The sequence below is a fragment of the Rhodococcus rhodochrous genome, assembly GCF_900187265.1.
GTDB classification, from domain to species: Bacteria; Actinomycetota; Actinomycetes; order Mycobacteriales; family Mycobacteriaceae; genus Rhodococcus; species Rhodococcus rhodochrous.
Window position 1 is genome coordinate 3,221,813 of the sequence record NZ_LT906450.1, and the last position, 14,944, is coordinate 3,236,756.

Consider the following 14,944-nt stretch of genomic DNA (forward strand, 5'->3'; position numbering starts at 1 on the left):
CCCGTCCTCTACCCGGGGAGCATCCCCACTGTGATCAACCGCGGAGCATCTCCGCCACGAGGAACGCGAGTTCGATCGACTGCTGCGTGTTCAGCCGCGGATCGCACGCCGTCTCGTAACGACCGTGCAGATCGAGATCGGAGATGTCCTGGGCACCGCCGAGGCACTCGGTGACGTCCTCACCGGTGAGCTCGACGTGGATGCCGCCGGGATGCGTGCCGAGCGCGCGGTGCACCTCGAAGAAGCCCTGCACCTCGTCGACAATGCGGTCGAAGTGACGGGTCTTGTAGCCGGTGGATGCCTCGTGGGTGTTTCCGTGCATCGGGTCGCACTGCCAGATCACCTTGTGGCCGGTGGCCTCGACACGCTCGATGATGCCGGGCAGCAGGTCGCGAACCTTCGAGTGGCCCATCCGGGAGATCAGGGTCAGCCGGCCCGGCGTGTTGTGCGGGTCCAGGCGCTCGACGTACTCGACGGCCATCTCCGGGGTGGTCGACGGACCGATCTTCAGGCCGATCGGGTTCGACAGCAGCTCCGCGAACGCGATGTGCGCGCCGTCGAGCTGGCGGGTGCGATCGCCGATCCACAGGAAGTGGGCCGACAGGTCGTACAGGCGCGGCTTGTCGCCCGAGTTGTCGAGACGGAGCATCGCGCGCTCGTAGTCGAGGACGAGGGCCTCGTGGCTGGCGTAGATCGTCGCTGCGCGCAGGTTCGGGTCGACGACCCCGCAGGCGTCCATGAACCGCAGACCGCGGTCGATCTCGGAGGCGAGCGCCTCGTAGCGGGCACCGGCGGGCGACGCCGAGACGAAGGCCCGGTTCCAGTCGTGCACGCGGTGCAGGTCGGCCTCACCGGCGGCGGTGACGGCACGCACGAGGTTCATCGCGGCACTCGCGTTCGCGTAGGCACGCACGAGGCGCGACGGATCGTGCCTGCGCACCTCCGCGTCGGCGACCAGCGAGTTGACCATGTCGCCGCGGTAGGACGGCAGGCCGAGCGCGTCGGTGTCGGACGAACGCGGCTTGGCGTACTGGCCGGCGATCCGCGCGACCTTCACGACCGGCGTCGACGCACCGTAGGTCAGCACCACCGCCATCTGCAGCAACGTGCGGATGTTGCCCTTGATGTGCGGCTCGGTGTTGTCCGCGAACGTCTCGGCGCAGTCGCCGCCCTGGAGGAGGAAGGCCTCACCGCGAGCGACGGCGGCGAGCTGGGTCTGCAGCTCCTCGACCTCGCGGGGCACGGTGATGGGGGGCACGCTCTCGAGCACGGTGCGCATCGCCGCGGCCTGTTCCTCGGGCCAGCTGGGCTGCTGCAGCGCCGGCTTTGCGAGCGCCGCGTCGAGGTTGGCACGCAGCTCCTCGGGCAACGGGGGAAGTTCGGGCAAGCGGTCGATCGGCACGTCGACAGTCCAGTTCACCCGTCCAGGATATGGCGTGACGGCCGAAAGCGGCGCAGCACCCCGTTACCCGCGTCACCGTGACCGGCGAGCAGCCTCGATCGCCTCGAACTTCGCGAGGTTGTGGCGGGCGTCGGCGAGGGCATCGTGGTTGTCGTCCGGCACCGGGGGCAGGGGCGGGCAGCCCGAGTCCTCCCAGTACTGCCGGAGCTCACGGGTGTAGCGGGGCAGGACGTCCGGGAGTTCGGGCATGGTGCCCCACAGCTGGGCGAGGACGACGTGGTCGTAGGCCCCGATCCACGCCCACAGTTCGGGCCGGATGCCCGGTCGGGGCACGAGGAACTTCAGGAGGTCGTCGCGAATCCTCGATCGCGACTTCCAGGCCGGGTGCGCCGGGGGCGGAAGCTTCGGCAGGACGTTGCGGCGCACCCAGGCACCGGCCCGGGTCGGGTCGAACTCGGTCGACACCGCGTAGAACTCGCGGCCGTCCTCGCAGGCCACACCGATCGAGACGAGTTCGATCGTGCGTCCGTCCTCGATGAACTCGCAGTCGTAGAAGTAGCGCACCTGCTCACCCGGCACGCGTGTCGGGAACACGGTCCGCGACGGGACCGTCCTGCGGCGGGGTCGCGGCGCTCCCGTTCGTCGACGCACCCGCGTCCCCGGCCGTGCCCGACGCGGGCGCCGAGCTCTTGTTCTTGAGGGTGGCGGCGTAGATGTCGACGTACTCCTGACCCGACAACTGCATGAGGGAGTACATGACCTCGTCGGTGACGGTGCGCTCGACGAACCGGTTGCCACCCATGCCCTCGAACCGGGAGAAGTCGATGGGCTCACCGATCCGGACGGTGATCTTCGCCGGTCGCCACATCTTCGACCCGATCGGGTTCATCCGGTCGGTGCCGATCATGGCGACGGGGATCACGGGCACACCGGTCTCCAGCGCCAGTCGCGCCAGGCCGGTCTTGCCCTTGTAGAGACGTCCGTCGGGTGAGCGGGTGCCCTCGGGGTAGATGCCGAGCAGCTTGCCCTGACCGAGAACCCGCACCCCGGCGTTGAGCGCGTCCTGCGCGGCGTCGGCGCCGGTGCGATCGATGGGGACCTGCCCGACCGAGGAGAAGAACCAGCGCTGGAAGGCACCCTTGAGGCCGGTGCCGGTGAAGTACTCGCTCTTGGCGAGGAAGGTGATGCGCCGGCGCACGAGGAGGGGAAGGTAGAACGAGTCGAGGACGGCCCTGTGGTTACTGGCCAGAATCGCCGGTCCGTGCGCCGGAATGTTCTCGCCGCCTTCGAACTTCGGACGTCCTATGAGCCACAGCAGCGGTCCCAGGAGGACGTACTTGAACAGCCAGTACCACATGGCATCCTTCCCGAATCCGATCATCCCCCACACGGATCGGTGCAGCACCGCCCGCCGGTCGACTCTACGACGATGCGGCTGCCACACGCACATCGCGTCAGTGCCCGACCCCACCCTTTCGACGTCGACGTGACGATAATCTCACCTACAGCGGCGGTCGAGAGGTTTCGACGGCGGATCGGGCGAGATCGGCGGCGCCGATGAGACCGGCGGCGTCGCCGAGCTGCGCGACCCGGACGCGCGCGAGCGGGCGGTGGCCGGCGCCGGTGGTCACGGCCGCATAGTGCTCGCGCGCAGCGTCGAGGAACAGCGGCGCGGAACCGGAGACCCCTCCCCCGATGACGACGAGCTCGGGGTCGTAGACGTCGGCGACGAGCGCCAGGCCGAGCCCGAGCCGACGGGCGAAATCGTCGAAGGCGGCGAGCGCGACGGGATCGCCGTCGTGGGCGGCCCCGGCGATCCGCCGGCCGGTGAGCGATCCGGGATCCGAGGCGATCTCGCCCGCGAGAACGGACCGTCCGGGATCGGCCGCGAGCATCTCGACGGTCGTGTCCACGAGACCTGTTCCGCTGCAATATCTTTCCCAGCATCCCTGCTTACCGCACGGGCAGGGCCGCCCGTCGGGCACGACCTGCAGGTGACCGAGTTCGGGCGCCACACCGTAGGCACCGCGATAGATCCGGCCGTCGAGCAGCAGGGCGGCGCCGATGCCCGTTCCGAGCGCGACCATCACCGCGATGGTGCTGCCCGCGGCGGCGCCGAAGCGGTACTCGGCCCAGGCGGCTGCGTTGGCGTCGTGTTCGAGGACGACCGGCAGTCCGAAGCGTTCGGTGAGTATCTCGGCGAGCGGTGTGTCGCGCCAGGGCAGATGCGGCGCGAACCGCACGGTGGTGCGGTCCTCGGTGAGGAAACCCGCGACCCCCAGCCCGACCGCCGCGATGTCGTTGCGTTCGCGCAGATGCTCGACGAGACGGTGGAGCGCGTTCTCGAGGGCGACCGCGGAGGACGGCGTCTGCGTGCGCACACTGTCGACGACGTCGCCGTCACGGTCGACGGCCGCCGCCCGGATGCTCGTGCCCCCGATGTCGATCCCGACGGTGAGCCCGGGGCCCTGCGTGTTCACGTGCGGACGTTGACGGAGATCCGCTCGAAGGCCGGGCGATCCCGCGTCGGCGGATCGGGTGTCGGCTCGGGCGGGGCGCCACCGGTCGAGGGCAGGAACTGCGCGAGGAACTCCCTCAGCAGCGCGATCAACGCCGCCAGTTTCGACGCCAGCCTGCTGACCAGTTCGTGGTTCTCGCCGCGAACCAGGGCTGCGGCGGCGCAGAGCGGGCACCACGCGCATCCGCTCGGAGTGGTCGCGGCATCGGCGTCACCCGGCGCCGTCGAACCGGTCGCGGCCTCGGGGTCCGTATGAGCCGGCGCATCGCCGGTCGCGACGACGAACTGCTGCACCGTGCCTTCGACGCGGTCGAGCACGGCGTCGGCGAGCAGCAACAACTCCGAGATCAGGGCTTCGTGATCGTCCCTCACAGCGGCCACACCGCCGGATCCGGTACGAACCGCACCACCAGATCGGTTCCGTCGAACTCGGCATCGGAGACGGTGCACCGGCGCAGACCCGACGCGAGTCGCACCCGGCGGCGCATGCCGTCGGCGCCGACGACGAGGTCGTCGCCCATCCGTCCGAGTGTCAGCGATGCGGGGTCGGCGAGCGGCAGGTACATGCGCATCGCGTACACCGACTCCACCCCCGTTCCCGATTCGTGCTGCACCCGGACCGGCTCGTCGGTCTCCGACGAGGGAACGGGTGTGTCGCGGCGGAGCGCCGTGGCGAGCTCCTCCAGAGCTGCCAACCCTACCGGCTCCGCGGCACGGCGCTCGCACACGATCACGGGAACGTCGGTGACGGCCGCGCCGATCTCGGCGACGATCGCCTCGTGCGCGGCCCGTTGATCGGCCAGCAGCCGCGCGGCCGCACCCGAACCACCCATCGCAGGGACGACGCCGTTGACGACGACCGCGTCGACGCGAATGCCGGACAGTGCGAGCCACGACCGCACCCGTGCGAGCTCGGCACGACCGGCGCGGTCAGGCGTCGCCACGACCACCGCGGCGCTGCGTCCGCGATCGTCGAGCAGGTCGCGTACCGCGGTGATCCCCGACAGCAGCCGATCGAACAGCGCGACGAAGACACCCGTGCGGGGGTCCGGACCGGTGGCCGCCGCCACCCGGCTGTGCTGCGGCCAGATCCGTTCCAGCGAATCGGAGACCGTCCGCGGCGCAGTGAGGGTGCGCAGGGCGTCGGCGGAGGCCGGGGCGTCGACGACGACGAGAACCCACCGTCCGCTGTCCGCGAGGCGCGCGACCTCGGCGAGCACGAGCAGTTCCTCGACGCCGGGAAGCCCGGTCAGTTCGTCGGGCTCGGGCAGGTCGAACTGATCGGCGTGCTCGTGGGTCCCGGCGAGCGCCGCCATCGAGGCGAGGACCGCGTAGCGCGTGCGGAGCAGCTGCAGCGAGTCGATCTCCACCATGTCGAGGTTCTCCTCGACGGTGCGGATGTCCGTCGCGCCGGCGTCCCGGTTCGTGGCCGGAGGCAGGTCGAATACGTCGCCGAGGGAGTGCGCCCGGTCGATGGACACGACGAGCACGGGCTCTCCCGCACGGGCGGTCGCGAGCGCCTCGGCCGCGGCAAGGGTCGTCTTCCCGGCGCCGCCCTTTCCGAGGAACCATCGCACGCGGGCCGGGGCGTGCCGGACGTTCAGCCCTCCACCTGCTTCTTGAGTTCTTTCAGCGCGGTGTCGGTGATGACCTTCTCCGCCTTGCGCTTGAACAGACCGATCATCGGGATCGTGAGATCCACGGTGAGCTGGTAGTCGACGACCGTGGTGCCGTCGGAGGCCTCGGTCAGCACGTACGAGCCGGACTGCGCCTTCTGGATCTCACCGCTCTCGAGTTCCCAGCTCACGGCTCGGTTGTCGGGCGCCCACTTATACCGCAGGACGTAGGTGTCCTTGACGATGCCGGCGTCGAGGACGAAGCGCACGCGTTCGGCCCTGCCGTCGGGACGATGTTCCACGACCTCCACGGTCTTCGCCGCCGACACCCACGTCGGATAGGCATCGAAATCTGCGATGACCTCCATGACACGCTCGGCCGGCGCGTCGATGGTGATCGACCTCTTCGTCTTCTCGGCCATGTGGTGACGGCTCCCTTTCTCGGTCCCTCGGGTGTGCACCGATCAGTCCCGCCCCGAGGGTCTATCACACGCCGTGGGAACAACGGTATCGGGACGACGCTCCTGCGGTGGCTTCAGTGTCGCGGCGGTTCACCGGCCGGACGACCGGCCTCGAGACGCTGCTTGACCTCGAAGGTCATCACCTTCCCCTGGACCCGGCGCGTACGGTTCATTCCCGCGAGGTCGAGACCCGCCATCCGCTCGGGCGCGACACCCGCCGGCTCGCAGTGCAGGAAGTAGTGGATCACCGCGCCGTCGAGAACCGGCTCGATCCACACCTCCATCGTCCCGTCGAGCGGACCCGACACCGTCCACCGGATGCCCTTCTCGGCCCGGTCCTCCCGCACGGTCAGTACGAGATCGGGCCACCATGCACGCCACCGATCGAGGGCCGCGACCTCCTCGGCGATGCGCTCCGGGGGCGCCGCTACGAAGGTCTGGTCCGCCACCTGAATGCTGCTCACGCAGGACAGCTTCACATATCGCGTCGGCGGCCCGTCCGGTCACCCCGCCGACGGCGCCACGGTCTCGTTCGGGGGCGCCGAGGCATCGAGATAACCACGCAATCTGGCGCCCAGTACGTCCCATCTCCAATCGGTGGAGACCCATTCGCGCCCGGCCGCACCCATCGCGGCGGCCCGATCGGGATCGGCCAGGACACCGGACACCGCGGTCGCCACGGCCGTGACGGAGGTACCGTCGACGACGTAACCGGTGCGCCCGTCGCGCACCGTCTCCGGGGCCCCGCCCGACCGGCCCGCCACGACGGGCACCCCGGTCGCGGACGCCTCGAGGTACACGATGCCCAGGCCCTCGACGTCGAGACCGCCGCCGCGGGTCCGGCACGGCATCGCGAACACGTCGGCAACGGTGTGGTGCGCGGCGAGCTCGGCCGACGGCACGGTGCCGGTGAACACGACGTGCTCCTCGACCTCCGTGCGGCGGGCGAGCTCCCGCAGGCGCGACTCGTACGGTCCGCCGCCCACGATCACGAGGACGGCACCGTCGATCCGCTTCCGGATCGCGGGCAGCGCGCGGATGAGCACGTCCTGCCCCTTGCGCGGCACCAGGCGCGACAGGCACAGCACGGTGGGACGGTCGCCGAGGCCGTAGCGTGCCCGCAGTTCGGCGCGCGCGGCCGGATCGGGCCGGAAGACGTCGGTGTCCACCCCGGACGGCAGGTGTTCGAGACCTGCCTCGGGGCCGAAAGCTGAGGCGAACCGCCCCCTCGTGTAGCGACTGACGTAGGTGACGGTGTCGGTGTGCTCGCCGATCTGCCGCAGCGCCTGCCGGGCGGCGGGAAGCATCGACCATCCCACCTCGTGCCCGTGGGTGCTGGCGACGATGCGATGGGCGCCGGCGCGGCGCAGCACGGGCGCCAGCAGCGCGAGCGGCGCGGCCGCCCCGAACCAGACGGTGTCGCAGTCGTGTTCGGTGAGCAACCGCGTGGCCCGTCGCGCGACGTCGGGCGTCGGCAGCATCAGCGTCGTGGGATGACGGACGACCTCGAAGGGGACCCGCGCGTCGAACTTCACATGGCTGTCGCCGCGCCACCGCGGCGCGTAGACGACCAGGTCGTCGGACGGCAGCTGGTTCGCGAAGGCGTGCAGATAGGACTGGATGCCCCCGGGTCGGGGCGGGAAATCGTTCGTCACCAGCAGGGTCCGCGACATGGGACCACCGTAGAAGCAGCGCGACGGGAAGGCGTCGACGGGTCCCGGGCTCCGGGTCCGGACCGTGCCGGTCAGCGGATGTCGCGGATGCGCTCTCCGAGCCAGCGGCCCCAGCCGTCCACGAACTCGGCGGTGTCGACGCCGAGCAGGTCGCTGAGCACGTCGTCGAGCCGCTCGTCGGTGACGGGACCCGCGGCGAGGGCACGGTAGAGAGAGACGAGCGTGTCGTGTCCGAATTCGTCCGCGGTGTACGCGGCGATCGACCAGGAGCTCTCGTAGGCGAGCGCCGACCGGTCGCCGGTGAAGTCGCCGTCGGCGGGCAGCGACGTCGGGGCACCCGACGTCCGCACCTGCCGGGCCAGCGTCGGCGCGATCCGCTGCACGTCGACCGGCCCGGTGTCGAGGCCCTCTGCGGCCGTGCGGTGGCCGACGTAGTCGGCGAAGCCCTCGAGGACCCACATCGGTGAGCCGTCCACGGTGCCGGCGCGTGCGGCGACGTGCACCGTCTCGTGCGCGAGCACGATCCGGCGGGAGGTGTCGTCCAGCCGGTCGCTCGCGGCCGGGTTGAAGACGATGCGCTGCCCGGTGGCGATCCCGCGCTCGTGGTCGACATCGTCGGAGACCGCGACGGCCGCGATGTCGTCGCCGTCGTGTCGTGGCCCGACGAGGTGCGAGAACTCCTCGCGTGAGGACGTCACGACCACCAGTGCGCGTCGCGGCCAGGAATCGCCCCACAGGTCGTCGACGGCCTCGACCACCGACGGCAGGTCGCCGGCCAGGTCGTCGACGAAGGCGGCGTTGTCCGGGTGTCCGATCACGAGCGAGCGACCACCCTCGGTCTGCGCGGTCGCGAGGTGGAGACTGCCGTGGTCCCAGGGTCCCCGCCAGGTGACGGTCTGCGCCCCGGCGAGATCGGGCGCGTCGTCGGCGATCCGCCAGCCCTGCGGCCGGTGGACGAAGAGCACGGTCACCGGTCGTCGGGTGGGCACGTCGTCGATTCCGTCCACGGCGTACCGGAGGTGGACACGGTGCGCCCGTACCTCGTCGGCCGCGAACCGGGCGATCGTCTCGGGCGGCAGGGGCAGCGCGGGTTCAGAGGCGAGTTCGTAGCCGAGATCGGCGAGGGGAACGACGGAGATCGCCGCGATCCGCTCGCGTTCGGCGTCGAGGAGTTCCGGGGACGCGTCGTCGATCAGCTCCGCGAGCGATCCGTCGTCGCCGGTCCGGACGGCGTGCGCCCAGTCGTCGAGCACGACCTGCAGTTCGGCCCGTACCCGGCTGTCGGCGTCGTCGGTGTCCACCGGGTCGACGGCCAGCAGCAGTCCTGCTGTGACCAGCGCGACCACGAGTCCGGCCAGGCCGAGACGTTCCCACTTGCGGGTACCGGCGGTGAAGGGCGATCGCGCGGGCACCGCGTCAGTCTAGGTCGGTGTCCGAGGGGGTCCCGTACGCCCCTCGCCCACCGGCGGCGATCCCGCCTCTACCCGATCAGTACCTCCGGGCGCTGTGGAACGGGAAGCGATCGATCGACTGCACCTTCACCGGCACACCGAAGGTCGACGCGTGCACCATGTTGCCGTCGCCGACGTACATGCCGACGTGGGAGGCGTCGTCGTAGAAGATCACGAGGTCGCCGGGCTGCAGATTGTCGCGGGAGACGGGGATGCCGCCCTGCGCCTGGGCCTGACTCGACCGGGGCAGCGACTTGCCGACCTGGTTGTACGCCCACACCATCAGTCCCGAGCAGTCGAACTGGTCGGGGCCGGTCGCGCCCCACACGTACGGCGAGCCGATCCGCGACAGGGCGGCGCGGAGCGCGGCGCCGTTGCTGCCGGGGACGAGGTGCTGCAGGATCTTCTCGGCGTCGAGGCCCGGAGGGAAGGGAGTGCCGGCGAGTTCGGCCTTCTCCGCGTCGCTCAGCGCCTCGAAGGCGTTCAGGACCCCTTCGATCTGCTCCTCGAGTTCGGCCTGTCGCCGCTGGAGTTCGTCGCGGAGGGTCTGGGCCTGCTCGGCGGCGGCACGCGCCTCGTCGGCGGCATGCTGCGCGGCGACGGCCGCCTCGGCCGCAGCGGCGGTGGCCGCCCGGAAGCCCTCGACCTCACGCGAGGTCTGCTCGCCCAGGACGTCGAGCAGGACCATCTGGTCGAGCATCTGCTGGGGCGAGTCGCTCACCATGACGGCGAACAGCCGGTTGGTGCGCGCACCGCGGTAGTTGGCCCGCGCGAGCTTGTCGACGGTGGGCTTGAAGCGGGCGATCTCGGCGCGAGCGGCGCCGAGCGCGTCGTCGGCCTGGCCGGCACGCACCTCGGCCTCGTGCTGCGCAGCGACCTTCGCTTCGAGATCCGCCCCGGCGGCGTGCAACGCCTCGGTGGCCTGTTCGCTGCGACGCGACAGATCCGCGAGGTGCTCGAGGCGTGCTGCCGGGCTCTCCCCTGCGGGTTGCGCCGTCGCCGGCGCCAGGGTGAAACCGAGGACCATCATCACGAGGGCTACGACGAGCGCCGGACGGCCGGTCCGTCGCCTGTCCTGCACTCGTACGAGGTGCTTCGTCCTGTCGGAAACCACGTGGGCTCGCATCCTTTCCCAAAGGTCTCGATCAGGTTACGGAATTGCATAGGTTTGTGTCTACCTGCGAGTAGCCCTCCCACGCAGCGGCCGTTTGTGCAAGCAGTTCGCGCATCGGCAGGGACATGCAGACACACGAGGAGGGTGGGTCCGGTACGTACCGGACCCACCCTCCTCGGGCAGTGCGTCGGCGCTGGAGCGGGGGTGCTCAGCCCGATCGGAAGCGACGGGCGCCGACCGATCAGAAGCGACGGGCGCCGTCGACGGGCATCGAGTTCAGCGGTGCGATCTTGACCGGCTGGCTCGAGGTGGAGGCGTGCACGATGTTGCCGCCGCCGATGTAGATGCCGGTGTGGCTGCCGCCGTAGAACGACACGACGTCACCGGGCTGCAGAGCCGCGACGTCCACCGGGGCACCGGCGGAGGCCTGCTCGTAGCTGGTGCGCGGGACGCTCAGACCGGCCTGCTTGTAGGCCCACTGCACGAGACCCGAGCAGTCGAAGGAGCTCGGGCCGGCAGCGCCGTAGACGTAGGGGGCACCGATCTTCGACTGTGCGGCGTCGGCAGCGCGCTGGCCGACCGAGCTGAAGGGGGCGGTGAAGGAACCGGCCTGAGGCGCGGGGGCCGCCTCGGGGGCCGGCGGAACGATGTTGGCGATCTCCGGCGGCACGGTCACACCGGCCGGGAGGTCGAACGTTCCGACACCGGGAATGTTGATCGGCTCGGCCATCGCCGGGCCGGCCGAGACGGTGACTGCTCCGAGAGCAATGGCACCGGCGACGAGTGCGCGCCGGACGGTGCGCTTGCTGTTGTTCGAAACCACGAGGGGACGTTCTCCGTTTCTTCCGTTCACCCGCCGACCGAGTTAGCTGACGGGTTCGGGCCGGAAGATCAGCCCTACCCCTCCCCGCGAGCGGCGGAGGGGATTCACCCCGAGTACTACGTGTGGGTCCCCGGCTCACTGCTCCCACAGACGAGAGAAGCGATTAGGCGGTAACCGTGCGGCTCCGACCCGGGGGTGGGGCGGAAAACTCTCCGCTCGGTCTCGAAAAGATTACGAAACGGCATCGGTGAAGTCGACCGCCTCGCCGTGCAGCCCGACCGTTTCGGCCCGCTCCTGGGGGAATGCCGCCGCGGGGCAACGGCCCGATAACGGCGCGGTAACGGCCACTGTTCGACGCACCTCCGCCCGAAGGAGGCACGGCGCCCGTTTCACCCGAGTCCTTTCCGGAAGAACCAGGTCAGGGCGCCCTGACTCACCGACCGTCGAGGAGGCGATGCGCCCGATTCGCCGGATTGTCGTTCTCGGAGGCCGATCGGTCTGTTTTCCGGCCTCCGCATACCCCTCATCGAGCCGAAAAGAACGCAGTGTGATCCTCGTCTCCCCCGTGCTCCGAACCCCGCTCCGAAGCCCGCTCGGCGGCGTGTCGGTGACGCTTCCTAGGCTCTGCCGCATGACCTCGCCGCAACCATCCGCCCTCGGCGTGCAACTCGGTTTCGACGAGCTCGACACTCCCCTGCGCGAGACCACCTTCGTCGTCGTCGACCTCGAGACGACGGGCGGGAAGGCAGCCGAGGACGCCATCACAGAGATCGGCGCGGTGAAGATCCGCGGGGGCGAGGTGCTCGGCGAGTTCGCGACCCTCGTCGATCCGGGGCGACCCATCCCCCCGTACATCGTGCAGCTCACCGGCATCACCACCGCGATGGTCTATGCGGCTCCCAAGATCGAGGAGGTGCTGCCCGCCTTCCTGGAATTCGCGTCCGGAGCGGTGCTCGTCGCACACAACGCCGGATTCGACGTCGGCTTCCTCAAGGCGGCCACGGCGCAGTGCGAACTCGCGTGGCCCCGCTTCCAGGTGCTGTGCACCGTCAAGCTGGCCCGCCGCGTCCTCGGACGCGACGAAGCGCCGTCGGTGAAGCTGTCCGCGCTGGCCGAACTGTTCCGGGTCTCCACCGTGCCCACCCACCGCGCCCTGGACGACGCACGCGCCACCGTGGACGTCCTGCACGCCCTCATCGAACGGGTCGGCAACCAGGGCGTCCACAGCCTCACCGAGCTGCGCGACTACATGCCGGTGGTCACCGCCGAGCAGAGGGCCAAACGCGCACTCGCCGCGCATCTGCCGCGCAAACCGGGCGTCTACATGTTCCGCGGCCCGTCCGACGAAGTGCTGTACGTCGGCACGGCGGTCGACCTGCACCGGCGTGTCCGTACTTATTTCACGGGCTCCGAGACGCGACCGCGGTTGCGCGAGATGGTCGCGCTCACCACACGCATCGATCACGTCGAATGCGCCCACGGGCTCGAGGCCGGCGTCCGCGAACTCCGATTGATCGCGGCCCACACCCCTCCCTACAACCGCCGGTCGAAGTATCCGATGCGCGGTTGGTGGATCATCCTCACCGACGAGGCGTTCCCGCGCTTCGCCGTGAGCCGCACCCCCGGACCCGACTCGGTCGGCCCGTTCTCGGTGCGCGCCGACGCCGCGGATGTCGCGGCACTGCTCGCGGAGATGTGCGGTCTGCGCACGTGCACGCGCAGGATCGGCCGTACGGCCCGCCACGGCGACCGCTGCCCGCCCGTCGCCGTCGGGGGTTGCGCCGCAGCCTCCTTCGGGGTCCAGGACGCCTCCGCCTACGCGGCCCAGGTCGAGCGTGCGCGCGCGGTCGTCCGCGGGACCGCCGACGATGCCGTCGAAACGGCGCAGGAGCGCCTCGACGCCCTCGTGCGCGACCAGCTGTTCGAGAACGCCGCCCGTCTGCGCGACCGCCTCGCCGCCGCCCTCGTCGCGCTGCGGCGCACGCAACGCCTCGCGGCGCTGGCGGCCGTCGACGAACTCGTCGCCGCGCGACCGCGGGCCGAGGGCGGATGGGAGTTCGCGGTCGTGCGCGCCGGTCGTCTCGCGTCCGCAGGGGTGGCGCCGCGCGGTGTGCGCCCGATGCCCGTCGTCGAGGCGATCGTCGCCGCGGCCGAGACGGTGCGGCCGTCACCCGGCCCGCTCCGGGGCGCGTCCCCGGAGGAGATCGGTCTGGTCGCACGATGGCTCGACGGCGAGGGCATCCGCATCGTCCGGGCGAGCGAGGGCTGGTGCGAACCGACGCGGGGTGCCGGCCGGTGGAGCGCGTGGGCCGAGCTCGCCCGCGACGCCCGCGCGGTCCGCAGGCTCCTCTCCGCCGACGAGCCGCACCGCTTAGGCTGATGCAATCCCCGAGGAAGGTTGAAGGAGACCCCATGATCAACGCGATCGTCCTGATCGATGCCGAGGCGAACCGTATCCCCGAGACCGCGCAAGCGGTGGCCGACCTCGACGGTGTCGACACGGTGTACTCCTGCGCGGGCGACGTCGACCTCGTGGCCGTGGTCCGGGTCCGCGACCACGAGAAGATCGCGGACGTCGTCACCCGGGGCATCAACAAGATCGACGGCGTGAGGAAGACCGTCACCCACATCGCGTTCCAGTCGTACTCGAGCGCCGACGTCGAGGCCGGTTTCTCGATCGGGAACTGACACCCCGCAGCACCACCGACGACCGACGGGCCCGCACCGATGCAGTGCGGGCCCGTCGTTCGTGTGTCCTTACTCTTCTCCGGTCACTTCTGTCCGGAACCGGCGCCCAGCCGCGTGGTGACCTCGGCCCACTGTTCCAGGACGGCCGTGGCCCGGCCGCTGTCGATCGCCTCTGCCGCCGTCTCGAGTCCGGCCGTGAGGGCGTCCTCGAGAACGCCGTCGACGCCCCGGAAGGCTGCGATCGCCCCGGCGGCGTTGAGGAGCACGGCATCGCGCACCGGCCCTGTCTCCCCCGCCAGCACCGCCCGCGCGATCGCCGCATTCTCTGTGGCGTCGCCTCCGCGGAGCGCCGCGAGCGGAACCCGTTCGATACCCAGATCGCGCGGATCGAGCGTCACGACCCGGACCTCGCCGCCGTGGACGACGTGCACGCGCGAGGTCGTGCAGGTGGTCAGTTCGTCGAGACCGTCGTCGCCGCGGACGACGAGCGCCGAATTGCCGCGCTGCGCGAGCACACCGGCGACGGTCGGGACGAGCGGTTCGAAGGCGCATCCGATCAGGCCGGCGCTCGGACGGGCCGGATTGGTGAGCGGACCGAGAACGTTGAAGACCGTGGGGATGCCGATCTGCTTGCGCGGTGCGGCCGCGAAGCGCAGGGCCGGGTGGTAGACCGGCGCGAAGCAGAATCCGATCCCGGCCTCGGCGACCGAGCGGGCCACCTCGTCGGGTCCGAGGTCGATGTGCACTCCCAGCGCTTCGAGCACGTCGGCGCCGCCGCTCTTGGACGAGGCGGCGCGGTTGCCGTGCTTGACCACGCGGATACCCGCCGCGGCGACGACCAGCGAGGCCATCGTCGAGATGTTGACGGTGTTCGCCCGGTCGCCACCGGTGCCCACGACGTCGACCACGTCACCGTCGACCGGGACCAGCCGGGCGTAGTCGAGCATCGTGTCGGCGAGTGCCCGCACCTCCTCGGGTGTCTCGCCCTTCATCTTCAGAGCGACACCGAAGGCCGCGATCTGGGCGGGGGTGGCGTTGTCGGAGAAGATTTCGCTCATCGCCCATCGCGCCTCGGCGGCGGACAGGTCCTGCCCGGCGGTGAGCACTCCCAGGACGGAGGGCCAGTTCTGCGTCACCTCGTCCGCGTCTCGCGTCGCGTTCATCGCACCTGCCCTCGCCGCATCTCGCTCCTCACCGG

Annotated in this window: 15 protein-coding genes and 1 riboswitch; of the genes, 2 read left to right on the plus strand and 13 right to left on the minus strand. The window is 70.6% G+C overall.

The genetic code is table 11. The features are described from left to right. Positions 1-34 precede the first annotated feature (34 nt). The 12 genes from CKW34_RS14765 to CKW34_RS14820 all read right to left on the minus strand — a co-directional run bounded on the left by CKW34_RS14765 (position 35) and on the right by CKW34_RS14820 (position 11,058). Entirely contained in the window at positions 35-1,420 is a 1,386-nt protein-coding gene (locus CKW34_RS14765; RefSeq protein WP_059380928.1) for a class II 3-deoxy-7-phosphoheptulonate synthase, read from the minus strand. Positions 1,421-1,474: 54 nt separating this feature from the next. Beyond that, positions 1,475-1,966, minus strand: coding sequence for a polyadenylate-specific 3'-exoribonuclease AS (locus CKW34_RS14770; RefSeq protein ID WP_059380941.1), 492 nt, complete (start codon positions 1,964-1,966; stop codon positions 1,475-1,477). 4 nt (positions 1,967-1,970) lie between these two features. Next, on the minus strand, positions 1,971-2,759 hold the full coding sequence (locus CKW34_RS14775) for a lysophospholipid acyltransferase family protein (RefSeq protein ID WP_059380940.1): 789 nt from the start codon (positions 2,757-2,759) through the stop codon (positions 1,971-1,973). A gap of 145 nt (positions 2,760-2,904) precedes the next feature. Continuing rightward, the gene (locus tag CKW34_RS14780; protein WP_059380927.1) at positions 2,905-3,882 is read right to left on the minus strand and encodes an ROK family glucokinase; all 978 of its coding nucleotides are present in this window, start codon (positions 3,880-3,882) and stop codon (positions 2,905-2,907) included. Next, a complete protein-coding gene (locus CKW34_RS14785; RefSeq protein ID WP_059380926.1) occupies positions 3,879-4,301 on the minus strand; it encodes a hypothetical protein in 423 nt (140 codons plus the stop codon). The genes CKW34_RS14780 and CKW34_RS14785 overlap by 4 nt, the downstream gene beginning before the upstream one ends. Beyond that, a complete protein-coding gene (locus tag CKW34_RS14790) occupies positions 4,289-5,497 on the minus strand; it encodes an ArsA family ATPase (RefSeq protein WP_059380925.1) in 1,209 nt (402 codons plus the stop codon). Before CKW34_RS14790 ends, CKW34_RS14785 begins: the two co-directional genes overlap by 13 nt. A gap of 23 nt (positions 5,498-5,520) precedes the next feature. Then, positions 5,521-5,958: an SRPBCC family protein gene (locus tag CKW34_RS14795; protein ID WP_059380924.1), complete on the minus strand. Its 438-nt coding sequence runs from the start codon at positions 5,956-5,958 to the stop codon at positions 5,521-5,523. Between the two features lie 113 nt (positions 5,959-6,071). Continuing rightward, positions 6,072-6,461 carry a polyketide cyclase / dehydrase and lipid transport gene (locus CKW34_RS14800; RefSeq protein ID WP_179161713.1) on the minus strand — a complete coding sequence of 130 codons (390 nt, stop codon included), beginning with the start codon at positions 6,459-6,461 and terminating at the stop codon, positions 6,072-6,074. A 39-nt stretch (positions 6,462-6,500) separates the two neighbouring features. Beyond that, the gene (locus tag CKW34_RS14805; protein WP_059380922.1) at positions 6,501-7,670 is read right to left on the minus strand and encodes a glycosyltransferase family 4 protein; all 1,170 of its coding nucleotides are present in this window, start codon (positions 7,668-7,670) and stop codon (positions 6,501-6,503) included. Between the two features lie 71 nt (positions 7,671-7,741). Continuing rightward, positions 7,742-9,082, minus strand: a complete 1,341-nt coding sequence (locus tag CKW34_RS14810; protein ID WP_064059833.1) for a hypothetical protein — start codon at positions 9,080-9,082, stop codon at positions 7,742-7,744. Positions 9,083-9,158: 76 nt separating this feature from the next. After that, entirely contained in the window at positions 9,159-10,202 is a 1,044-nt protein-coding gene (locus tag CKW34_RS14815) for a C40 family peptidase (protein WP_006554173.1), read from the minus strand. A gap of 274 nt (positions 10,203-10,476) precedes the next feature. Then, on the minus strand, positions 10,477-11,058 hold the full coding sequence (locus CKW34_RS14820; protein WP_059380920.1) for a C40 family peptidase: 582 nt from the start codon (positions 11,056-11,058) through the stop codon (positions 10,477-10,479). 15 nt (positions 11,059-11,073) lie between these two features. Next, positions 11,074-11,238: riboswitch (cyclic di-AMP (ydaO/yuaA leader) on the minus strand. A gap of 451 nt (positions 11,239-11,689) precedes the next feature. On the opposite strand from CKW34_RS14820, the gene CKW34_RS14825 reads away from it, so the two are divergent. Both CKW34_RS14825 and CKW34_RS14830 read left to right on the plus strand, forming a co-directional pair. Then, complete coding sequence (locus CKW34_RS14825) at positions 11,690-13,438, plus strand: DEDD exonuclease domain-containing protein (RefSeq protein WP_080968140.1); 1,749 nt, start codon at positions 11,690-11,692, stop codon at positions 13,436-13,438. A 32-nt stretch (positions 13,439-13,470) separates the two neighbouring features. Next, positions 13,471-13,746 (plus strand): Lrp/AsnC family transcriptional regulator, encoded by a 276-nt coding sequence (locus tag CKW34_RS14830; RefSeq protein WP_059380919.1) that lies wholly within the window; start codon positions 13,471-13,473, stop codon positions 13,744-13,746. A gap of 83 nt (positions 13,747-13,829) precedes the next feature. On the opposite strand, the gene trpD is transcribed toward CKW34_RS14830, so the two are convergent. Continuing rightward, the gene (trpD, locus tag CKW34_RS14835; RefSeq protein ID WP_059380918.1) at positions 13,830-14,909 is read right to left on the minus strand and encodes an anthranilate phosphoribosyltransferase; all 1,080 of its coding nucleotides are present in this window, start codon (positions 14,907-14,909) and stop codon (positions 13,830-13,832) included. Positions 14,910-14,944: the final 35 nt, after the last annotated feature.